Annotated in this window: 16 protein-coding genes; 15 read left to right on the forward strand and 1 reads right to left on the reverse strand. The window is 59.7% G+C overall.

The window, feature by feature from the left end:
* The first annotated feature begins 62 nt into the window (after positions 1–62).
* The 14 genes from AB5287_RS00845 to AB5287_RS00910 all read left to right on the forward strand — a co-directional run bounded on the left by AB5287_RS00845 (position 63) and on the right by AB5287_RS00910 (position 18,411).
* On the forward strand, positions 63–737 hold the full coding sequence (locus AB5287_RS00845; RefSeq protein ID WP_007053883.1) for an L-threonylcarbamoyladenylate synthase: 675 nt from the start codon (positions 63–65) through the stop codon (positions 735–737).
* Positions 734–2,017 carry a glycosyltransferase family 4 protein gene (locus tag AB5287_RS00850; protein WP_007052448.1) on the forward strand — a complete coding sequence of 428 codons (1,284 nt, stop codon included), beginning with the start codon at positions 734–736 and terminating at the stop codon, positions 2,015–2,017. Before AB5287_RS00845 ends, AB5287_RS00850 begins: the two co-directional genes overlap by 4 nt.
* Before the next feature lie 52 nt (positions 2,018–2,069).
* A complete protein-coding gene (guaB, locus tag AB5287_RS00855; RefSeq protein WP_007052449.1) occupies positions 2,070–3,623 on the forward strand; it encodes an IMP dehydrogenase in 1,554 nt (517 codons plus the stop codon).
* Positions 3,624–3,790: 167 nt separating this feature from the next.
* Positions 3,791–4,441: an oligoribonuclease gene (gene orn / locus AB5287_RS00860; RefSeq protein ID WP_007052450.1), complete on the forward strand. Its 651-nt coding sequence runs from the start codon at positions 3,791–3,793 to the stop codon at positions 4,439–4,441.
* 48 nt (positions 4,442–4,489) lie between these two features.
* Positions 4,490–5,908 carry a DEAD/DEAH box helicase gene (locus AB5287_RS00865; protein ID WP_368220374.1) on the forward strand — a complete coding sequence of 473 codons (1,419 nt, stop codon included), beginning with the start codon at positions 4,490–4,492 and terminating at the stop codon, positions 5,906–5,908.
* A gap of 305 nt (positions 5,909–6,213) precedes the next feature.
* Positions 6,214–6,711, forward strand: a complete 498-nt coding sequence (amrB, locus tag AB5287_RS00870; protein ID WP_256693703.1) for an AmmeMemoRadiSam system protein B — start codon at positions 6,214–6,216, stop codon at positions 6,709–6,711.
* The gene (gene amrB / locus AB5287_RS00875; protein ID WP_256693699.1) at positions 6,708–6,938 is read left to right on the forward strand and encodes an AmmeMemoRadiSam system protein B; all 231 of its coding nucleotides are present in this window, start codon (positions 6,708–6,710) and stop codon (positions 6,936–6,938) included. The genes amrB (AB5287_RS00870) and amrB (AB5287_RS00875) overlap by 4 nt, the downstream gene beginning before the upstream one ends.
* Entirely contained in the window at positions 6,860–7,411 is a 552-nt protein-coding gene (locus AB5287_RS00880) for an AMMECR1 domain-containing protein (protein ID WP_256693700.1), read from the forward strand. The genes amrB (AB5287_RS00875) and AB5287_RS00880 overlap by 79 nt, the downstream gene beginning before the upstream one ends.
* Positions 7,398–8,711 carry an AmmeMemoRadiSam system radical SAM enzyme gene (gene amrS / locus AB5287_RS00885; protein WP_368220376.1) on the forward strand — a complete coding sequence of 438 codons (1,314 nt, stop codon included), beginning with the start codon at positions 7,398–7,400 and terminating at the stop codon, positions 8,709–8,711. The genes AB5287_RS00880 and amrS overlap by 14 nt, the downstream gene beginning before the upstream one ends.
* A gap of 302 nt (positions 8,712–9,013) precedes the next feature.
* Entirely contained in the window at positions 9,014–12,841 is a 3,828-nt protein-coding gene (locus tag AB5287_RS00890; protein WP_196024731.1) for a VWA domain-containing protein, read from the forward strand.
* A gap of 201 nt (positions 12,842–13,042) precedes the next feature.
* Positions 13,043–14,620 (forward strand): SpaH/EbpB family LPXTG-anchored major pilin, encoded by a 1,578-nt coding sequence (locus AB5287_RS00895; protein ID WP_196019402.1) that lies wholly within the window; start codon positions 13,043–13,045, stop codon positions 14,618–14,620.
* 218 nt (positions 14,621–14,838) lie between these two features.
* The gene (locus AB5287_RS00900; RefSeq protein ID WP_196019401.1) at positions 14,839–15,315 is read left to right on the forward strand and encodes a hypothetical protein; all 477 of its coding nucleotides are present in this window, start codon (positions 14,839–14,841) and stop codon (positions 15,313–15,315) included.
* A gap of 268 nt (positions 15,316–15,583) precedes the next feature.
* On the forward strand, positions 15,584–17,398 hold the full coding sequence (locus tag AB5287_RS00905; protein ID WP_347010075.1) for a proline--tRNA ligase: 1,815 nt from the start codon (positions 15,584–15,586) through the stop codon (positions 17,396–17,398).
* Positions 17,399–17,673: 275 nt separating this feature from the next.
* Positions 17,674–18,411 carry a single-stranded DNA-binding protein gene (locus AB5287_RS00910; protein ID WP_007052457.1) on the forward strand — a complete coding sequence of 246 codons (738 nt, stop codon included), beginning with the start codon at positions 17,674–17,676 and terminating at the stop codon, positions 18,409–18,411.
* Between the two features lie 82 nt (positions 18,412–18,493).
* Here the strand turns inward: AB5287_RS00910 and AB5287_RS00915 are convergent, their stop codons facing one another.
* Complete coding sequence (locus AB5287_RS00915) at positions 18,494–20,668, reverse strand: M13 family metallopeptidase (RefSeq protein ID WP_007052458.1); 2,175 nt, start codon at positions 20,666–20,668, stop codon at positions 18,494–18,496.
* 176 nt (positions 20,669–20,844) lie between these two features.
* On the opposite strand from AB5287_RS00915, the gene AB5287_RS00920 reads away from it, so the two are divergent.
* Positions 20,845–21,825, forward strand: a complete 981-nt coding sequence (locus tag AB5287_RS00920) for an HdeD family acid-resistance protein (RefSeq protein WP_007052459.1) — start codon at positions 20,845–20,847, stop codon at positions 21,823–21,825.
* Positions 21,826–21,917: the final 92 nt, after the last annotated feature.

A 21,917-nucleotide genomic window follows, 5' to 3' on the forward strand; every position in this document is an offset into this window, starting at 1 on the left:
ATGCAAGTCGGGGCGCAATGGTGCAATGGTAGATTGTGAATACACAAGCGAACGGAGGTGGCGTGAGCGTGGAGGGCGGAACAACGCTGAAAGTCACGGATGAATCGCTGGCACAGGCGGCGCGTGTCATCCGGGATGGTGGATTGGTCGTCATTCCAACGGATACGGTATATGGAGTGGCGTGCGATCCGCGTAATAAGGCCGCTATCGACCGTATCTACCGGCTCAAGCGTCGCCCGCGCTATAAGGCGTTGCAGGTACTGCTCGCATCCACCGACCAGCTTGATGAACTCGGTCTAGACCTGCCGTCTCCACTGAATCGTTTGTCGGCGGCGTTCCTGCCCGGCGCGTTCTCGCCGATTGCCGTAGCCCGGCCCGACTGCACGTTGGAGACTTTGGCCGACACCGCCGATGGTCGCCCCGGCACGCAAGGCATCCGCATCCCCAATTCGGCGCTGTGCCTCGCGATTCTCAAGGCCACTGGTCCGCTGGCTGCGTCCAGCGCCAACCGTTCCGGCGACGAAAGCGCACAGACCGTCCAGGAGGCGGTTGATGCGTTCGGCAGCGAAGTCGACCTGTATCTGGACGGCGGTCCCACCCAAGGCCATGTCTCCAGCACCGTCGTCAAAGCCGACCCGTACGCGCGCGACGGCATCGAGATCCTGCGTGAAGGCGTCATCGCCCAAAACGTGATTCGCAAGGCCCTCCACCTCAACGGCGGGGGACTCGGCGCATGAGAATCTACCTACTGATTGCTGCCATCGCCGGTGGCGTCACCTGGCTGGTGACTCCGCTGATTCGCCACGTCGCCATCGAAATCGGTGCGGTTGGCGAGGTGCGTGCCCGAGACGTGCACACCATTCCCACGCCGCGCATGGGCGGCCTTGGCATGCTGATCGGTTTTGCCGTGGCTACCGTATTCGCCAGTCGGCTGCCTTTTCTCTCGGGATTGTTCAACGGCAATTACCAGATGTGGGTGATTCTTGCCGGCGGCATCATGATCAGTCTGCTGGGCATGGCCGATGACCTGTGGGATCTCGATTGGATGCTGAAACTTGCCGGTCAGCTGCTGATTTCCGTATTCGTGGCTTGGGGCGGATTGCAGATCATCTCACTGCCTTTGGGCGGTTCGCTGATTACCGCCTCGCCGAGTCTGTCCATGGCGATCACCGCATTCCTGATTGTCGCCTCGATTAACGCGGTCAATTTCGTTGATGGCCTCGATGGCCTGGCGGCCGGTATCGTGGCGATTGGTGGCATAGCGTTCGCCGCCTATTCGTATATCATCGCCCGGTCTTCCCCGAGTTATGCTTCGTTGGCCACGCTGATCGACGTGATGATGGTGGGTATCTGCGTGGGCTTCCTGCTGCATAATTGGCATCCCGCCAAACTGTTTATGGGTGATTCGGGTTCGATGCTGCTTGGCTATCTCATCACCTGCGCTTCGATTGTGATGACCGGACGTCTTGACCCGGCCTCGATTCATGCCAGCATCTATCTGCCGGTGTTCATGCCAATTCTGCTGCCGATTCTGGTGTTGTTCCTGCCTGTGCTCGACATGTGTCTGGCGATTGTGCGGCGTTTGGCCAAAGGCCAGTCGCCCATGCATCCGGACCGTATGCACCTGCACCATCGCATGCTGAAGATCGGGCATTCGGTGCGTGGCGCCGTGCTGATCCTGTGGGGATGGGCCGCGCTGATCGCATTCGGTTCGCTGACGATTCTGTTCTTCAAAGCGCAGCATGTGGCCGTGGGCATGCCCATCGCCGTGGTGGTGCTGACCATAGCCACGATGTACCCCTATCTGCGGCATCGTATTCCCGAGATCCAAGCCGAGAACCTGACGCTCGAATCCGCACGCAAGAACGCGCAGCATGCTACGGTTAAGTCGCAGTCTGCAGTAGGGGAGAGCCGGGATTCGATTGGCTCTCAGGCAGCGGATTCGATGACTGATTCGCCTGCGGATTCGCGGGACTCGCAGGCGGGTGAGGTGCAGGACCCGGCAGCGGATAAGTGAGCGCTCACAAGCGTGTGTCGTGAAGGTCAGCGCGTGTTCATATAGTGTTTGTATGGCTACAAACCTCGATGAATTGAACGCCCAATCGGCGTATGCTCCCCTTCCTCCGATTTTCGCCAAGCTCGGCCTTGCTTATGATGATGTGTTGCTGCTGCCGAACGAGACGGATGTCATTCCCTCCGAAGTGGACACCAGCACTCATCTGACTCGCAAGATCGTGATGAAGGCCCCGGTCCTCTCCGCTGCCATGGATACCGTGACCGAGTCCGAGATGGCCATCGCCATGGCTCGTAACGGTGGTATCGGTGTGCTGCACCGCAATCTGTCCATCGACGACCAGGCCGCTCAGGTCGATGTGGTCAAGCGTTCCGAGTCCGGTATGATCACCGACCCGCTGACCGTCAACCCCGAGGTCACTCTGGCCGACCTCGACAAGCTGTGCGGCAAGTTCCACATCTCCGGTCTGCCGGTTGTGGACAAGGAAAACAAGCTCGTCGGCATCATCACCAACCGTGATATGCGCTTCATCGCCTCCGAGGATTACGACACCCTGAAGGTTAAGGATGTCATGACCAAGGAGAACCTGGTCACTGGCCCGTCCAACATTTCCAAGGACGACGCTCACCGTCTGCTCGCCCAGCACAAGGTTGAGAAGCTGCCGCTCGTTGACGAGGAAGGCCACCTGACCGGCCTGATCACCGTCAAGGACTTCGTCAAGACCGAGCAGTACCCGGACGCCACCAAGGATGAGCAGGGTCGTCTGCGCGTGGCCGCCGGCGTCGGCTTCCTCGGCGACGCCTGGCAGCGTGCCTCCGCTCTGATGGAGGCTGGCGTGGACGTGCTCGTGGTCGACACCGCCAACGGTGAGGCCCGTCTGGCACTCGACATGATTTCCCGCCTGAAGCACGACTCCGCCTTCGACGGCGTGCAGATCATCGGCGGCAACGTCGGCACCCGCTCCGGTGCTCAGGCCATGATTGAGGCTGGCGCGGACGCCGTCAAGGTCGGTATTGGCCCCGGCTCTATCTGCACCACCCGTATCGTTGCCGGTGTCGGTGTCCCGCAGCTCACCGCCGTGTACGAGGCTGCCCAGGCCTGCCGTGCCGCTGGCGTGCCCTGCATCGCCGACGGTGGCATCCACTACTCCGGTGACATCGCCAAGGCCCTCGTGGCTGGCGCTTCCTCCGTGATGCTCGGCGGCACGCTCGCTGGCTGTGAGGAAGCCCCGGGCGAGAAGGTGCTCCTGCACGGCAAGCAGTACAAGCTGTACCGTGGCATGGGCTCCCTCGGTGCCATGGCCCCGCGCGGCAAGAAGTCCTACTCCAAGGACCGCTACTTCCAGGCCGACGTGACCTCCAGCGACAAGGTCGTGCCGGAAGGCGTGGAAGGCGAAGTGCCGTACCGCGGACCGCTGAACGCCGTGCTCTACCAGATGCTCGGTGGCCTGCACCAGTCCATGTTCTACATCGGCGCCCACAACATCGCCGAGATGCCGGAGCGTGGCAAGTTCATCCGCATCACCGACGCCGGTCTGCGCGAATCGCACCCGCACGATATCGTGATGACCACCGAAGCCCCGAACTACTCCGGCTTCCACAACAACTGATCGGTTGATGCCCGCTAGCTTGCGCTAGTTAGGGGTTGATTCCTTGTGAAAAGGGTCTGCTTATGCAGGCCCTTTTCGCGTATGTGGCTCGAGATAGCTTGTATGCGCTGGGGTATAGTCTGAACTGTTCTTGTAATAACGGGTGACATGACGAAAAGAGGCTTACCATGGTCGACAGCCATGATGCAGAAACTTACAGCGCAAAGGATTCGCGCCTGATTTGGATTGACTGCGAAATGACGGGCTTGGATATCTTCGGCGGCGACGAACTCGTCGAGGTGTCCGTAGTGCCCACTGACTTTGACCTGAATGTGCTGGACGAGGGCGTGGATTACGTCATCAAGCCGTCCGAGAAGGCCGTGAACCATATGAACGATTTCGTGCGCCAGATGCACACCCGTTCCGGCCTGATCAACGAGTGGGAGAATGGCCTGAGCCTGGCCGAGGCCGAGCAGAAGGTCACCGAATACGTGCTGCGCTTCACGCCGGAAGGCGTGCGCCCGCTGCTGGCCGGCAACACCATCGGCTCCGATAAGAAGTTCCTCGACCATTACATGCCGAACCTCATGAGCCACCTGCATTACCGCAGCGTGGATGTGAGCACATTCAAGGAGCTCGCCCGCCGCTGGTACCCGGCCGTGTACGAGAACCGCCCGCCAAAGAACGGTGGCCATCGTGCTCTCGCAGACATCATCGAGTCCTTGGACGAGCTGCGCTACTACCGTAAGGCGTTTATGGCTCCCGCCCCCGGCCCGGACGATGCCGCATCCAAGGCCATCGCCGCCGACATCGTAGCCACCAGCATCCTCAATAAGTAGTCCGCCGTACTTGGCTCCCCTCCCTGAGGGGAGTCTAGAGAGGTTGATATGCGCCAAACCGAAGCCCTGGCCATTCTGAACGCCGGCGCGAACGTGTTCCTGACCGGTGCGCCCGGTGCCGGTAAGACCTATGTCTTGAACGAGTTCATCCGCCAGGCTCGGGCCGACGGCGCCAGTGTAGCAGTCACCGCGTCCACAGGCATCGCCTCCACGCATATCAACGGCCAAACCATTCATTCGTGGAGCGGCGTCGGCGTGGCCACCGCCCTGAGCGCCAGCCTGCTCAAACTCATCAGATCCCGGCGCAAACGCAAGATTCAGGCTACGGACATCCTCGTCATCGACGAGGTTTCCATGCTGCACGCTTGGCTGTTCGACATGGTCGATCAGGTCTGCCGCGAAGTGCGCCGTGATCCACGCCCGTTCGGCGGCATCCAGGTCGTGCTGTCCGGCGACTTCTTCCAACTGCCGCCGGTTTCGGTGTCCGGGCGCAACCGCGACCTCATCGCCCCCACGCCCGAATTCATCGCCAGTCGCGAACGGTATGCCCGTGCCGGGCTCAATCCGGAAGGCTTCATCACCGAATCGCTGGTGTGGCCCGAACTTAACCCGGTGATTTGCTATCTGACCGAACAGCACCGTCAGGACACCGGCGAACTGCTGACCGTGCTCACCGACATTCGCGAAGGCGACGTGACCCAGTCCGACCGTGATGTGCTCGTCACCCGTCTGGGCAAACTGCCCGAGCCCGGCCAGGTCGCCGTTCACCTGTTCCCGGTGAACCGGCAGGCCGACAATCTCAACGACATGCGCCTGAACCAGATCATGCTTGAACCGCATGAGTTCCATGCCGAAACCGCTGGCCCTGCCAACCTGGTCGACCGACTCAAAAAGAACATGTTGGCCCCCGAGCGATTGATACTCAAGGAAGGCGCGGCTGTCATGGCCCTGCGCAACGACACCGATCGTCAGTACGTCAACGGCTCGCTCGGCACCGTGCGCGGCTTCGCGCAGGAAAACAAGGGCGGCTGGCCGATCGTGGAATTCGAAAACGGCAACATCGTCACCATGAAACAGGCCACATGGGAGATGATGGACGGCGACACCGTGCTCGCCTCCGTCTTCCAGGTGCCGTTGCGCTGCGCGTGGGGCATCACCATCCACAAGTCGCAAGGCATGACGCTTGACCGTGCGGTCATGGACCTGAAGCGCACCTTCGCGCCGGGAATGGGATATGTGGCGCTGTCACGAGTCGAATCGCTGGGCGGACTGTATTTGGCTGGCGTCAACGAACGCATGTTCCTCGTCTCGCCCGATGCCGTGGTGCTCGACGGCGACTTGCGCGAAGCCTCGGCCGCGGCCTCCGACCAGTTGGCCGACGAAGGCGCAAACGCGTTCAAACCCGCCGAGCCGGACGAATTCGCCGCCAATCCCAATGACGACTTCGCCCAAGCTGCCTTGTTCTGATGGTCGATGTATCGAATGACTACTAATTGGAGCGTTTCTGCGTTTCAAGGGGCTGATTTTGGGTTTTCGGGACATCTATCTCCGTTTCAAGGGGCTGATGCCCAAGTAGACAACGATCAAAAATGGCGGAATGACGTTGGCATGAAGCCGATTCTACTTCCGATTTAGCGGATGACCAGCCCCTTGAAACGCAAGTAGATGTCCCCAAAAGGCGAAATCAGCCCCTCGAAACGCAAGTAGACGCCGCTGGCATGCCTTCGTTGAAGAATTGGGCGACTACCATGGAATAAGAGGTGGTAGTTATGATGCTATCCGAGATATTTCGTGAAAACAATGAGGTTCGCGGGGCCGCCCGAGCTGGTGCTGGCGCAATACGCCCGCCAGCGGTGGCCGGTTTGTTCTACCCCGCCTACCGCACAGCGCTCAAGCAACTCATTAACCATCAGCTGGATTACGGCCGAGAGCTTCTGAAACAGTTGGAACCCACGCTTCCAGCGGGGGTTCCGAAGGCCGTAATCGTGCCTCACGCCGGTTATGTCTATTCCGGTACGACAGCAGCGCTTGCTTATGCCTTGCTCGAACGAGGGCGGGGGAGCGTGAGTCGTGCGGTAATCGTGGGGCCGACTCACCGTGTGGCCGTGCGAGGCGTTGCTTGCTCTACCGCAGCGGCGTTTGAAACGCCGCTGGGCACGGTGCCGATAGATGTTGTTGCTGAGCGTAAAGATTTAGGCTTGGAATCGGCTTCCGATGAGCCGCTTCGTTCCGGTACACATGCTCGTCCGGGGCACCGGCTCCCGCAATGATTGTCAATGACCCCACACATGCGCAGGAGCATGCCGTGGAAGTACAAATTCCGTTCCTGCAAACCGTGCTTGGTCCAGACCTCACTATTGTGCCGTTGAATGCGGGCGACGCCACGCCGCAAGAGGTGGGCGATGTGTTGCGTGCTTTGTGGGGCGGACCGGAAGCGGGCGACTGCGCGGCCGCATCGGTTCGCTGGTCGCCTACCGTTCGCTCGGCAAGGACATAGCTGCACATGCGGTGGACGCCGCCACCCGTGACCCACGTTTCAACCCGGTCACCGCTGCGGAATACCCGTTACTCAATATGGAGATATCCGTCTTAGGCGAGCCCGAGCCGATTACCGTGAACTCCCGTGATGTCGATTTGCGCAGCACCGGTTCGAAGACCGAGAGCTTGGTACCTACTCAGTCCGGGCCTGGAACTGATGCGTTCAAACGGGACGACGAAAACGACGAACGCCCGGTACGATCACGCATGGAACTAGAGGCTGCACTGCGCCCCGGCAGGGACGGTCTGATTCTCGCCGACCGTCGTGGCCGCAGCGCCACATTCCTGCCACAAGTGTGGGATGAGCTGCCCGATTCGCATGACTTCGCCTCTCATCTGCTCGCCAAGGCTGGCATCCGCCCGTCCTACGACTGGACCGATGGCGAAATCGACTGCCAACGCTACGAGGTGACGGCCTATGCCGAGCACTAACACAGCAACTGTTTTCTCACCCACCGGTGTGAGCCTCCATAGTTCTTCGCCTACTGCCCCTACTGCTCCTCCCGCTGGCGGGAGATGGCGCGAAGCGCCGGAGGGTGGTCATCGAGAATCAGAGGGTGGTCATCGGGAATCGCACGGTTATACGGTAGCCACGCATGGCCGCAATCCCGCCATAGGACGCTGGCAAACGCAATTCCACGACGGCACTAACCGCGCCCGCTGTGAACTATGCCCGCGCCGCTGCGTGCTGTGCCCCGGACAACGCGGCTTCTGCTTCGTGCGCTCGAACCATGACGGACTCATCGTCTCCGACACCTACGGCCGCAGCTCCGGCTTCGCCGTGGACCCAGTGGAAAAGAAGCCGCTCAACCACTTCCACCCCGGTTCCAGCGTGCTGAGTTTCGGCACGGCTGGCTGCAATTCCGGTTGCCGATTCTGCCAAAACTGGGATATTGCCAAAGCCCGCAGCTTCGAACGGCTCGGCGTGGAAGCCAGTCCGGAGAAAATCGCGCAGGTCGCGTCCGACCGAGGCATCGACTCGGTGGCGTTCACCTATAACGATCCGATCGTGTTCGCCGAATATGCCATCGACACGGCCGAAGCCTGCCGAGCGCTCGGCATTCATCCCATCGCCGTGACTGCCGGATACATGAGCGCCGAAGCCTGGCCCGACTTCTACGCGGCCATGGACGCCGCCAACATCGACCTCAAAGGCTTCACCGAAGAGTTCTATTGGAAAGTGACCGGCACTCATCTGGCCGATGTGCTCGAGACCATCGACTATGCGGTCAACGAGGCACGCACACCAGAAGGCGAACACGTGTGGGTGGAGCTCACCACGCTACTCATCCCTGGATTCAACGATGACGACGCCCAGCTGCATGCTGAATGTACATGGATACGCGAGCACTTGGGTCCGGACGTGCCGCTGCACTTCTCCGCATTCCACCCCAGTTACCGCATGATGGACGTACCGCCCACCCCGCACGAGACTCTGACCCGCGCCCGAGACATCGCCCTCGAAGAGGGACTCAATTATGTGTACACAGGCAACGTGCATGATCGTGAAGGCGATACCACGTATTGCCCAAACCCTGAATGCCGGGCCAAGCTCGTGGAACGCGATTGGTATCGAATCATTGCCAACTGCATATCTGTTGGTCGTGACGATGACGGTCGTTGCCCGTCATGTGGAACTGTAGTGGCCGGTAGATGGTGGGAGATTGATTCTCGCATAGTCGTATGCAAAAATCACCATCCGTGGTCTGAAGAGAGGGGGCTTCTGGAGTAATGAGGGGATCCAACACGCCCGAAAACCCTTAAGACGGGGGGTAAGGGGGTTTCTTGGAATCTCAAGGTCGATGGTGGTTCAAGGGGTTATTTTTTGCCCCGAAAATAGGGGCAATTCGTGTCGTCGGACCGTTTTATTCTTCTCACAGCACAAGAAACTGTAGTCACATTGCCGTGACCGCGTGTGGTAAAAGCCGTAAACGGCGTGGGCGGAGAGGTCTGATTCTGATGAAGAAGCTACAAGAAATGTTCCGGGGGGGGGGTCTCCTTAAGTGCCTCTTAAGCATCATCGCAGCTGTTGCGATGGTGGGCACCGTCGCCGGAGTGGGAGTCGCCGCCTATGCGGATGGCGATTCGCAGCCCACGACGTCTGGCGATACGTCAACAACGCAAACGCAGACTACCGAGACTCCGGCAACCGATGGTGCCTCCGGTAACAAGACCGGTGAGTCTGGCGAGTCTGAGGCTGATACCAAGAGCGATTCAACTGGTGCGGATGCCGATACTGCCCAGTCCGGCGATGCTGTGGCCAAGCAGGCTGCTCCGGCTCCGGCGAGTGTGGATGCCGTGGCAGCGCGTAAGGCGCTTCCGAGCATTCTCGGTAATGTGCCGAGCACGAATGGCAGCATCAAGGTCAACCTGTTCGATTACAACACCAACGGCAGGGACGGCAACATCAATTACGCGTCCGGCAGTAATCGGATCATGCGTCCGTTCACGTTTGGCCCTACTGATTCGGTGGCCGGTCGTAGTCTGAACGCTTGGACCGGCAATAACGGTGGCCTGTATCAGGGCATCGTCTCCTCGGATTTGACTGGGGACGGATATCCGCAGCTGGCGAGTGGATCGACGTCGCTCGGCTACCTGTTCGGCGGGGAGAACAATGTCAATGGCTTGGCCGAGAGCCACGCGGATGTCGATGGCCTGTTCCAGGAGAAAAACGGCTATTACACGTACGACAGCGCGAAGAACTACGCACAATACGACAGCACTGACAACAAGTTCGATTTGTATGACGGCGGGCGTTTCTATAACGGCGGTCTGCCGAATGACGCCGGTGCGTTCATGCCATTCAATTCATTGAGCACGAACACGCATAATTACAATGGCACTGATGGTTATGGACTGAACAAGGACAATAACTACTACTTTGGCATGACTGTCTCCACGACGTTCATGATGCCGAAGGATGGCAAAGTCAACAACGACGACATGGTCTTCGAGTTCGAGGGCGATGATGATGTGTGGGTGTACCTCGACGGCAAGCTGGCGCTTGACCTTGGTGGTATCCACAACAACTACGGTGGTTCCATCAACTTCGCGACCGGCAAGATCACGTACAGTAATGGTGCGCTGGGCACTCATGCCAGCAACAGCCGTCCCAGGAATCTGAGCGAGGTGCTGGGCGGGGACTGGAATACGGCCTACCGGAACCACACGTTGAAGATGTTCTACCTCGAGCGTGGCGCGGGCAGCTCGAACTGCAAGGTCAGGTTCAACCTGCCGACCATCGATTCCAGCCAGATTCAAATCGGCAAGGAGACCGAGGGCGATGTTTCTGCAGATACCAAGTTCAAGTTCAACGCCAACGTCAACTACGACGGCGAGGGCGACGACTACGAGCTGTACACCGGCGATTACGACGTGTACGACACCGCCACCAGCACCAAGGTCGGTGAAACCCAGACCGCGACCGACGGTGTGATCACGCTCAAGGCCGGCCAGTATGCCGTGCTCAAGGGCAGTGATGAGAAGAAGATCACTGAGTCCTCGAAGTATTATGTGAAGGAACTCGACGTTGCTCAGGACAAGTATGCGGTGAGCGCCAACGGCGGTCAGGTCAAGGTGACGCAGGAGAAGGATTCTGCGACCACGACGAAGGTCGCGGTCAGTGATGTGCCGCGTACCACGGTGACGAACACGGTCGTCACGGCGCCCGAGCACCGCAAGTACATCAAGGCGAACAATGATGGCACCTATGACCTGTCACTGAACGTGACCGGCACGCAGTCCAGCTCGTCGCAGACGACCGTGTCCCCGGCCGACATCGTCGTGGTGTTCGACACCTCCGGTTCCATGAGCAACGGGATGGGTAGCCAAACTCGTCTTCAGGTTGCGAAAGCTGCCGTCAACAGCATGGCGGAACAGTTGCTGACGGCGGAGAATAAGGCTGCCGGCAAGGATAAGAATATCCAGATGGCATTGGTCTCCTTCTCGACGACGGCGGGCACGGTGTCGAACTTCACTGACACTGCAGCGGGCATAACCAGTACTGTTAATGGTCTGCGCGCCGATGGTGGTACGAATTGGGAGGCCGCGTTGAAGCGGGCCAACACTCTGTTGGCGTCTTCCAACCGTAAGGATGTGAAAAAGTACATCGTGTTCATGTCCGACGGTGACCCGACGTACCGTGATTCGGCGAATGGTTACACTAAGGATTGCAAAGATCAACGGATAGATGGGAATCGAGTATATCTATGTGGTACAGGCAGCTCCGACCCGTCCAACCGGAATTTCAACGCCGCCGTTGCCGAAGCTAATAAGCGCGGCGATGCGACATTGTTCTCGGTTGGCGTGTCCTCCGATCCGGACAAGATGAGTGACTTCGCTGAGCGGACGGCGGGTACCTATTTCAGCGCCGCGGACGAGGAAGGCCTGAACAAGGCGTTTAACGCGATCATCGGGCAGATCGAGAAGCATTCTTCGTACAAGAACGTGTCCATCACCGATACGCTGTCGGATTACGCGGAGTTCGCTAGTGCTAACTTTGGCTCGAATGATGTGACGGTGACTGCATCTAAAGGCGGTAATAGTGTCGATCTCAACAAGAGCGATTACACGGTTACCGTTTCGGGCAAGACGGTGAAGGTCACGTTCGTGGACGGCTATGAGCTTCAGGATGGTGTGACGTATACGGTCACATTCAAGGTCAGGCCGACGCAGAAGGCCTATGACGATTACGCCACCAACAAGCAGACTGATGGCAATTCGACCGGCTACGGCACAGTGACGGGCGATTCCGGCACCGATGCGCCGAATAACGACACCTCTTCCGGCAAGCCTGGCTTCCATTCGAACGCTGATCACGGCGCGAAGCTGACGTATACCGCGGTCAATCAGGTCGGCGACCATAAGACCGAGACCCCGGGTTCCGTGGAGTATGACCACCCCGTCCTGCAGGTGAAGACCGGCAAGATCCAGGTGACCAAGAACTGGGATCCGACCGATTCCGAGCCAAAGGATGGCTCGAATGTGACGGTCAACATCTACAAGGGTGACCATGCCGACGACAGCCAGAAGGTCGATACCCTTACCCTGACCAAGGATGGTGGCTGGACTGGTTCCTTGGGGAACTTGGCCCCAGGCGCCTACTTTGTGGAAGAAACCAATGTAGACGGTTACACGGCGTCCTACAGCCAGAGCCAGACGGTGACCATCACCGCCGGCGAACTGTGGGAAGCCGAGCCGAACATGACGAAGTTCGACAATGTCAAGACATATGACGTGGCTATCACGAACACGTTGAACCGTGTCGATCTTGACGTCAATGCGAACGTCAAGGTGCGCAAGACCGTGCAGGGTGCCGCCGCGTCCGAGGACTTCACGTTCAACCTGACCTGCGCCACGGGTAACGCCGCATGCCAGGATGGCGTGACCTGGCCGAAGGATAGCAACGGCTCGTTGATCGCCACCGCGTCCAAGGCCGACTTGCAGGCCACCGGTACCCCGGCGGATGCCAAGTTCCCCGATGGTTCGACGTTGCAGCTCAAGGCCCCGACCGGTACGACTCCGGCCGTCTACAAGTTCACGGTTTCCGAGGACCAGTCGGGCAAGTCCGCGGGCTGGAAGTACGACACGGATGCGGTGACCGTCAGGGTCACGGTGAGTAAGAAGACTGATGGCTCCGGCTACGAGACCAAGGTCGAATACGTGTACGCCGACGATGATTCCGACAAGACGGACAAGCCCACGTCGGCCGACTTCACCAACACGTACGTGGCCGTGTCGAGCCTGCCTCTGACTGGTGGCAAGTCTGCCCGTGACTGGCTGGTGTATGGCGGTGGCCTGGGCTTGATGGCTCTGCTGGCTGCTGCGAGCTATACGGTCTGGCGTAAGCGTCAGCTGGTCTGATTTCAAGAAACTTGAGGTGGTTTTGGCTCCTCTCGCTGAGGGGAGCTGGCCGCCGAAGGCGGACTGAGGGGAGTCAATGAAGGCTTCCCTCCCCGAAAAAACAATAAGGATTTGCGGATCGCGGAGGCCCTGCTATGGGGCTGCGGCCTCCGTGATTGCAGAAAACAAGTACAAAGTAAAGAAAGGAAGAGAGGGTTTCTCATGAAGTTGAGGAAGCTTTTCGCGGGCGTCGCTGCGGCGGCGACCCTGTTGGGTGGCATGGCGTTCGGTGCCGCCGCCGCCAACGCGGCGGATACTGACGCGGCCAAGATTACGGTGAACAACGCCCAGGCGGGTTACACGTACACGGGTTACAAGTTCGCCACGTTCGATAACGTCCAGGGCACGGCCCCGAATGCCACGTCCGTCGAAGTGAACACCGTCGCCGCGTGGAAGGACGCCGTGTACCAGGCGGCCGACGCGGCCAACGGCGGCCAGCAGAACGATGTTCCCGCCGAGTACGCCGAGAACCCGGCCGCGTACGTGGCCACGTTCGATGCCGCCACCGCCCGTAGGTTCACCGACGAGCTGACGAAGCGCATCCCCGCGGGCGAGCAGGGCACTGCCGCCGTGAACGGCGTGATCACCGCCACCGAGGGCTGGTTCCTCGTGACCAGCAGGGCAAAGATGGCCGGCAAGTCCGCTTTGGTTGCCACCCAGATCACCAACGGTGGCAAGACCTACACGAAGATCACGCTGAACACCGAGGACGGCCAGCACAACATCGACACGCTGGGCCAGTTCAACGCCAAGGACGAGAACGTCCCGACGCCGCCGACCAAGACGGCTGACGGCAAGGGCACCGTGAACGTGGGCGACACCGTGAACTACACGATCACCGCCGTCGTCCCGCCCGCAGCAGCCGGCTACGACACCTACAAGTACACCATCACCGATGCCGCATCCAAGGGCCTCAACGTGGCCGAGGACAACGCCAACTTCACGGTCGTCGTCAAGAAAGGCAACGCCGACGGCACCGACAAGACCCTGGCCAAGGACACCGACTACACGCTGACCCAGAACGGTTCCGCCTCCGACGAGAACGGCACCGTGACGACCATCGCGTTCCCGAACGTGAAGGACTACGCCGGCAAGACCATCCAGGTGACCTACCAGGGCGTCGTGACCTCTGACGCCGTCGACCAGGTGACCAACACGGCCACCGTGAAGAACAATAACGACCAGACCGGCGAAGGCACGACTGTCGTCAAGAAGCTCGGCAAGTTCGACTTCACCAAGATCGGTGTCGGCAACGACGCCGAGGGTCTGGCCGGTGCCGAGTTCAAGGTTTCCGCTGATAAAGGCAAGACCTTCATCAAGTTCTCCCAGGACGCCAACGGCGTCTACTACCCGGACGCCACCAACGGTAGCGAGACCCTGACCTCAGCCGACGGCAAGGGAGCACAGAAGACCCTTGGCAAGGTCGCTGTCCGCGGCCTCGCCGAAGGCGTCTACACCGTTCAGGAGACCAAGGCCGCGACCGGTTACGCCGAGAACTTCAAGGTCACCTTCACCGTGACCATCGGCAAGGACGGCGGCGAGGGCACTCTGACCGTTGACAATCTCCATCAGGTCAACACGACCGACAAGACGGTCTTGAACGTCAAGTCCATCACCCAGCTGCCGCTCACCGGTGCCGCCGGTACCATGCTGTTCACCGTGGTCGCCGTGCTCCTCGCCGGTGTTGCCGCGACCGTGTTCGCCAAGTCCCGCTCCACCAAGCGCGCACTCAACGCGTGAGCTTGTGCAATTAACTGTCATCGTTCAGCCTGCAAAGACTGAACGATGACAACAGATGATTGAATCGGCCTCTTGCGCCTTATTGGATGCGGGGCCGATTCCGTCGTATCTGTGCCTATTTGTTGTTGTGACTATTACAGGTCATCATAGGTCTCAGGTCGGGAGATAGCATTATGTCTACAAGGGGCGGAAGATTCACACAGCAGGAGGTAGCGTATTTGCAATCCACGGCAGCCGTGGACCGCGCAACTACGAGCCGTATCACATATTCGGCTGCGTTCAAGCGCGAGAGCCTGAGACGATACCTGAATGGGGAGTCTCCGGTCAAGCTGTTCCGTGAGGCGGGGTTGCCTCCGGAATTGGTCGGATATAAACGTATCGGACGTGCGTTTAGCCGGTGGAAAGAAAACAAAGACGCCATACTAAGTGCTGAGCCAGAAGATGATCAGCCAAACAGTGCTTATAGCAGCGTGGATGCCAATGCCCGACTTGTTACGGAACTGCCGCAATTCGATGGTGCGTTGCCGAATGTTCCTGGCGAATATAGTCTGCGCCGTTTCGATGTGCGAGACACGTTGATTGTTCAGCAGATTCGGTATATCGCTCAGCTGGAGAATCAGATCATCTCACTGAAAGCCATCATTGCAGCGCATGACAAAGGAACAGGTGCGGCGGCTGACGATGAGAATGCTTAGAAAACAAGCATCTTCATATGTAATTGACGGCCGTATAGCGTCTACCCCCATGTCGCATAGTTTTGGCTCTGTAATGCTGGCATATTGCCAGGAATACAGAGCCAATTGTTATTGCATGATTCCCCTGTTTCTCGGTCGGCCGCGTCATCGTGCCCTCCTACCCTTCTAGCCATCATTGTTGTACGAATGAGTCCGAATGCCAAGATGAAGGCCGGAATAGTGCGAATAGCAGGCGGGCTTGTCGGTTCACGCGAATATCTTGGAACACATGACTTCCAATACCCTTCGTATGTCAACCATGTTCCTGCGCACCCTGCGCGAGGACCCCGCTGATGCCGATGTCGATTCGGCCAAGCTGCTGCAGCGCGCCGGCTATATCCGCAAGGCCGCACCCGGTATCTGGACCTGGCTGCCGCTCGGTCTGCGCGTGCTGAACAAGATCGAGGCCATCATCCGCGAGGAGATCAACGGCATCGGCGCCCAGGAAGTGCACTTCCCGGCCCTGCTGCCGCGCGAACCCTACGAGGCCACCCATCGCTGGGAGGAGTACGGCGATAACATCTTCCGTTTGAAGGATCGCCACGAGGCCGATTACCTGCTGGCCCCCACCCACGAGGAGATGTTCACCCTTCTGGTCAAGGACATGTACTCCTCTTACAAGGACCTGCCCGTCACCCTGTACCAGATCCAGACCAAGTACCGCGACGAGTTCCGTCCGCGCGCCGGCCTGATCCGTGGTCGTGAATTCGTCATGAAGGACGCCTACTCCTTCACCATCGATGAAGAAGGCATGCGCAAGGCCTACTATGACGAGCGCGGCGCTTACGAGCGTATCTTCCAGCGTCTTGACCTGAAGTACGTACCTGTGTTCGCCATGTCCGGCCCGATGGGCGGCTCCGCATCCGAGGAGTTCCTGGCTCCGATGCCGATCGGCGAAGATACCTTCGCGCTGGCACCTTCCGGCAAGGCATGGAATGTGGAGGCCCTGAGCACTCCGGAACTACCGGAAATCGATGCTTCCACCACTCCCGCCGCTTCCAAGGAAGCCACCCCGGATGCCAAGACCATCGATAACATGATCGAGCGTGCCAACGCCGACCACCCGCGTACTGATGGCCGTGAATGGCAGGCTTCCGACATCCTCAAGAACGTGGTGATCACCGTCAAGCACCCTGAGGATGAAGAGCATGACGAGCCGTGGCGTGAAGTGATTGTCGTCGGCGTGCCCGGCGACCGTACGGTGGATATGAAGCGACTGGAAGCCCAGTTCGCGCCCGCCGAACTTGAGGAAGCCACTGAGGAAGACCTGAAGCAGCACCCCGAACTGGTGCCCGGTTACATCGGACCGATGGTGCTTGGCCCGCAGGCCGAGGCTGCTGGCGTGAAGAACCCGGTTCGCTACCTGATCGACGCGCACGTGGTCAAGGGTTCCGCTTGGTTCACTGGTGCCGATGAGAACGAGGTCGACTACTACAACCTGGTGTACGGCCGTGACTTCAAGGTCGACGGCGTGGTGGAAGCCGTTGAGGTTCGCCACGGCGACATGAGCCCGGATGGTTCCGGTCCGTTGAGCTTCGAGCGTGGTGTGGAAATCGGTCAGGTGTTCCAGCTGGGTCTCAAGTACTCCAAGGCACTGGACCTGAAGGTGCTCGACCAGAACGGCAAGGCCGTGCCGGTGTGGATGGGCTGCTATGGCATCGGTGTTTCCCGCGTGCTGGCCTGCATCGCCGAAACACACCACGACGAAGCCGGCTTGGCTTGGCCGTCCGTGATTGCCCCGGCTGCCGTGCACGTGGTGGCCACCGGCAAGGACGCCGTGGCGTTTGAAGGTGCCGAGAAGCTGGTCGCCGAGCTTGAAGCCAAGGGCCTTGAGGTTATTTACGATGACCGCAAGAAGGTGTCTCCGGGCGTCAAGTTCAAGGATGCCGAGCTGATCGGCGTGCCGCTGGTCGCCGTGGTCGGCCGCGATTACGTCAACGACGGCACCATCGAACTGCGCGACCGCAACGGCGAAAACAAGGTCGCCGTGCCCGCCACCGAAGCCGCCGACGCGCTCGCCGAGCGCTTCGCCGCCCTCAGTTGAGTCCCACTTACTCAGCCTCGGCGTTAATCGCATCAAGCGCCATTCTGCCCAGTCGCAGAATGGCGCTTTGCTGTGGATAACCGAAACTTATCCACATTCTTAAAAATTCAACTGCGTCACAGTATCCACATTTGCCAGTTGCCCTTGTGCACTTCAAACGTCATGCCTCACAGTGGAGGTACCGCTGGGGCGTGCAAGCCGGCAATGAAGCCGGAGACAGGCTCCGGCGGTCCACATCCAAACAACAGGCCAGCAGGCCGAGGAAAGGACCGATCATGGCAAATCAACAAGCAGCAGTGACCGTCACCGGCTTTGTGGCCGGTGATCCGACACTAGGTGGAACCGAGAGCTTCCGCGTGCTGACATTCCGTATGGGCAGCACGCGCAGTCGACTCAACCCGACTACCAGACAATGGGAGGATTACGGAACCGCATGGGTGGGCGTCAAAGCGTTCCGTGCTTTGGCCGTGAACGCCGCCAGTTCGGTTCGCCGCGGTGACCGCATCATTGTGGTCGGCTCACTCATCACCGAGCAGTGGACCAATGAGCAAGGCGAACCGCGCAGTAGAACCGTTCTCGAAGCCACCAACATTGGGCATGACCTGACCTTCGGCACCACGTCGCTGATCAAGCCACAGCGTGCCGGTAATGGGAACGGAGGCAATGGTGGCAACGGTAACGGCAATGCCAACGGTGCCGTCGAAGGTATGGATGGCGGAAACGGGCAACGAGCATCGTCGCCGTACGTTAGGCCAACGCAATATGGCGCGGGCGGTGCCGCATCCGGTGTGGGTATTGACCCGTATGCGACCTCGTCGGAATCTGGCCCCGTCGAATTTGGGGTCACCTCCGATTCCGGCCAATCGCCGTCGCCATCAACCGAGTCCGCGGCCGTGGCCGATGCCGTCATGTCGCAACCGGACGCCGACACCAATCAACCACAGCCCGTGGCCCAACAAACCTACGTCGACGGTTTCGCCGAATCTTCCAATCCCAGTGATTCCGAATTCTGAGTGCCAACCATACATCATGAAAAACCGCTGTGTTCGCCTGTAATCGAGGCAAACACAGCGGTTTTCCTTTACATAACGGGGATTACCAAATACGCACACGGTCCTTGGGCGCGAGCCACATGGCGTCGCCTTCGGTCACGCCAAAGGCATCGTAGAAGAGGTCCACGTTGCTGGCGATGCCGTTGGTGCGGAATTCGGCCGGAGAATGCGGGTCGATCTGCAGGTACTGTTCGGCCAGCTCGTCGCGGTTCTTGGTGCGCCAGATGGAGGCGTAGCTCAGGAAGAAGCGCTGCAGGCCGGTGAATCCGTCCATTTCGGGGGCGGTATCGAGCAGTGCCTTGATGGCGGCGGGGGAGCCGTCTTCTTTGGCGTCGGACTTACCTGCCGCCTTGCCGAGCGCGAATGCATACGCCTTGAGCGCGATGTTCACGCCGCCCAAATCGCCGATATTCTCGCCGATGGTCAGCGCGCCGTTCACGTGCGGTGCCTTATCAGGCTCGTCAGCGTACTTCTCGGCCAGCTGCAGCGGCACAAAGCTGTTGTACTGGGCGATCAATGCGCCGGTACGGGCCTCGAAGTTCTTGCGATCCTCGTCGGTCCACCAGTTGTTGAGCTTGCCGTCGCCGTCGTACTGCGAACCCTGATCGTCGAAGCCATGGCCGATCTCGTGGCCGATCACTGCGCCGATGCCGCCATAATTCGCCGCATCCTCGGCCTTCGGGTCGAAGAACGGGGGCTGCAGAATCGCGGCCGGGAACACGATGACGTTCATGCTCGGCTCGTAGTAGGCGTTCACCGTCTGCGGATTCATCAGCCATTCGTCCTTGTCGACCGACTTGCCGACCTTGGCCAGCTGATAGCCGGTCTCGTACAGGTTCGCGGCCTTGGCGTTCTCGGCGGGCAGCGCATCCGCAGAAACACTCAGCGCCGAATAATCGCGCCAGTGGTTGGTGTAGCCGATCTTCGGCGTGAACTTGGAGATCTTCTCCAGAGCCTTGGCCTTGGTGTCCTCGCCCAGCCAATCGGAATTGGTGATGGACACGCGGTAGGCGTCAATCAGATTGGCGACCAGCTCTTCCATGCGGCGCTTCGAGCTTTCGGGGAAGTGCAGGCGCACGTATTCGCGGCCCACATCTTCACCACAAATGCCGTTGACCAGGCTCACCGCGCGCTTCCAACGATCGCGCTGCTTCTTGGCACCGGAGAGCACCTTGCCGTAGAAGTCAAAGTTGGTGGTGTCGAAGTCGCGAGACAGGGAGGAGGCGAAGCCCAGAATCATGTGAACACGGGCCCACAGCTTAAGGTCGGCCAGATCGGCCTCGGCCCAGAACGCATCAAGACCAGTGAGGAAGCTCGGCTCGTGCACAATGACGCGCGCGAACACAGACTTGAAATCAATCGGCTGAGCCTTGGCGGCTTCGGTGGCGTCATAAGCGGTCTGCCAAGCGTCGATCCAAGAACCGAGATCGAAGTTTTTCAGCGTGGCGGCCAGATCGGCGTAATCGGTGGGGTTGTAGGTCTTCACCGAGTCGCGCGTGGCCACATTGTCCCAATGGTTGGCGGCGATCTTGGTTTCCACGGCAAGGAAGTGGCGGGCCATGCCGAGCGCGGCTTCGCTGGGAACCGTGGCGGGAGCGTTGCTCTCGTCATCGCCGGTGTTGGACGGCAGCTCATCGCCACCGTTGGACTCGGCGGCGGGCGCGTATCCGGCGTTCACCAGCTGGGTGGCGACCATCGCCACGTATGCTTCGCGCACGGGAGCGTAGTGATCCTCGCGATAGTAGGCTTCATCCGGCAGACAAAGGCCGGCCTGCTCAAGGTGGGCGATGTTGCGGTCCGGGTCGCCCGGGTCGCCGTAAACGGCCAAGCCGAACAGATCGGGGCCGCCGGCTGGGTTGATCGTGCCGAGCACGCGCGTGAGTGCGGCCTTGTCGATGGCGGAATCGATGAGGTCAAGCTCGTCGCGGATTGGGTCAAGCCCGGCGGCCTCTATGGCGTCGGTGTTGAGGAATGAGCGGTACAGGGCCTCAGACTTGACAGCCGGGCAGTCGTCGGCGTCGAGGATGTCGCGTACTTGGTTTTCGGCGTCTTCGGCAAGCTTGTCGAAGGAGCCGTAGCGCGAACGATCGTCGGGCAATCGGTAGGTGTCGATCCATGGGCCATTCACGTAGCGGAACAGGTCGTTGGTCGGCTTGATGACGGAGGAGAACGATGCCGGGTCGATGCCCGACGTCAGCGTTTCGGTTTCGTTGGTCATGGCCCTAAGCCTAATCGCGGCGGGGGAGAAGCGTTGATGGTGCAGATATTGCGTTATGGGCATTGCGCTGTCAGTGAACTAGACAGATTGCCTAATTGTGGTGATGGTTCAAATTAGACAACTTGTCTATCATAGTATGTGGAATCTGAACATGGACCTTGAGCTAAGGAGTTACGATGAGCAATCCGAACGAGGACCAGTGGAATGGCCAGACGGGCCAGCCCAACCAGAGCCAGCCGAACCAGCCGAATCCGGCGGGTCAACCGGGCCAACCGCAGTATGGTGCGTATGACAGCAATCATGGCGGCCAATATCCTCCGCAAGGTGCGCCGGGAGCGCAAGACACTCAGAATCAGCATGCGCAGAACGGCCAGCCACAAGGCGAACCGAACCAGAACCCGTACTACGGCCCGTACGCCTACAATCCGAACTATGGCCCGAACGGCCAGCCGGCATGGGGGCCGGACGGTCGGCGGTATCAGGCGGACGGCCAATCGAATAGCCAAGCGGACGGGCAGCCGAATGGTCCATGGGGCGATCAAAGTCAACCCGGCTGGCAGCAGACCAACTGGTATGTCGGCAATTTCAGTCCATTCCGCCTGATCGAGGAATGGCTGCCGGAAAAAGCCAAGACCAAGATTCGCATCATTTACGGCGTGGTGGGCGTGGCCGCCATCGCCTTGGGCGCTGCGCTGTTGCTGGTGCCGAACAAGACGCTGGCTTTGGCCGCATTGTTGCTCGGCGTGTATTTCGTGATTTCCGGCGTGGTGCGCATCGTCAGCGCTCTCGTGGAGCCGGGTCTGCCGGGCGGCTGGCGTGTGCTGGACGTGTTCGTCGGCATTCTGCTGACCTTTGGCGGCGTGGTGGTTGTGCGCAACTACGGCATGACCGGTCAGACGCTGGCATTACTCATTACTTTGATGGTCGGTTTCGGATGGATTATGGAAGGCGTGCTGTCGCTGGTTGAATCGTGGCGTATCCCGCATTCCGGCTGGGCCATCGCCTATGCCATCATCTCGATTATCGCCGGCTTCGTGGTGCTGATGAGCCCGCTGAGCTCCGCCGTATTCATGATTATCTTCGGCGGATGCGCCATGGTGGTGATGGGGATTACTTCAGTGATTCGCGCGTTCACTTTCGGCAAGCGTCGCAAGTAATCTCACGCTTCATGCAACCAGTCCCCAGACAATCAATCCAAAGCGCCCGTGCAGGCTATGTGCTGCCGGGCGCTTTTTCTCGGCCTTGGCTA

It is taken from the genome of Bifidobacterium sp. RTP21102st3_E2_RTP21102_210122, assembly GCF_040916945.1.
In the GTDB taxonomy this organism is placed as follows: Bacteria; Actinomycetota; Actinomycetes; order Actinomycetales; family Bifidobacteriaceae; genus Bifidobacterium; species Bifidobacterium longum.

What these genes read in the sequence shown, in the direction of transcription:
- AB5287_RS00895 (WP_196019402.1), top strand. Translation starts at nt 13,043, where the DNA reads ATGAAGTTGAGGAAGCTTTTCGCGGGCGTCGCTGCGGCGGCGACCCTG.
- amrS (WP_368220376.1), top strand. Translation starts at nt 7,398, where the DNA reads ATGCCGAGCACTAACACAGCAACTGTTTTCTCACCCACCGGTGTGAGC.
- orn (WP_007052450.1), top strand. Translation starts at nt 3,791, where the DNA reads ATGGTCGACAGCCATGATGCAGAAACTTACAGCGCAAAGGATTCGCGC.
- AB5287_RS00865 (WP_368220374.1), top strand. Translation starts at nt 4,490, where the DNA reads ATGCGCCAAACCGAAGCCCTGGCCATTCTGAACGCCGGCGCGAACGTG.
- amrB (WP_256693703.1), top strand. Translation starts at nt 6,214, where the DNA reads ATGCTATCCGAGATATTTCGTGAAAACAATGAGGTTCGCGGGGCCGCC.
- AB5287_RS00920 (WP_007052459.1), top strand. Translation starts at nt 20,845, where the DNA reads ATGAGCAATCCGAACGAGGACCAGTGGAATGGCCAGACGGGCCAGCCC.
- AB5287_RS00905 (WP_347010075.1), top strand. Translation starts at nt 15,584, where the DNA reads ATGACTTCCAATACCCTTCGTATGTCAACCATGTTCCTGCGCACCCTG.
- AB5287_RS00915 (WP_007052458.1), bottom strand. Translation starts at nt 20,668, where the DNA reads ATGACCAACGAAACCGAAACGCTGACGTCGGGCATCGACCCGGCATCG.
- AB5287_RS00850 (WP_007052448.1), top strand. Translation starts at nt 734, where the DNA reads ATGAGAATCTACCTACTGATTGCTGCCATCGCCGGTGGCGTCACCTGG.
- amrB (WP_256693699.1), top strand. Translation starts at nt 6,708, where the DNA reads ATGATTGTCAATGACCCCACACATGCGCAGGAGCATGCCGTGGAAGTA.
- guaB (WP_007052449.1), top strand. Translation starts at nt 2,070, where the DNA reads ATGGCTACAAACCTCGATGAATTGAACGCCCAATCGGCGTATGCTCCC.
- AB5287_RS00910 (WP_007052457.1), top strand. Translation starts at nt 17,674, where the DNA reads ATGGCAAATCAACAAGCAGCAGTGACCGTCACCGGCTTTGTGGCCGGT.
- AB5287_RS00890 (WP_196024731.1), top strand. Translation starts at nt 9,014, where the DNA reads ATGGTGGGCACCGTCGCCGGAGTGGGAGTCGCCGCCTATGCGGATGGC.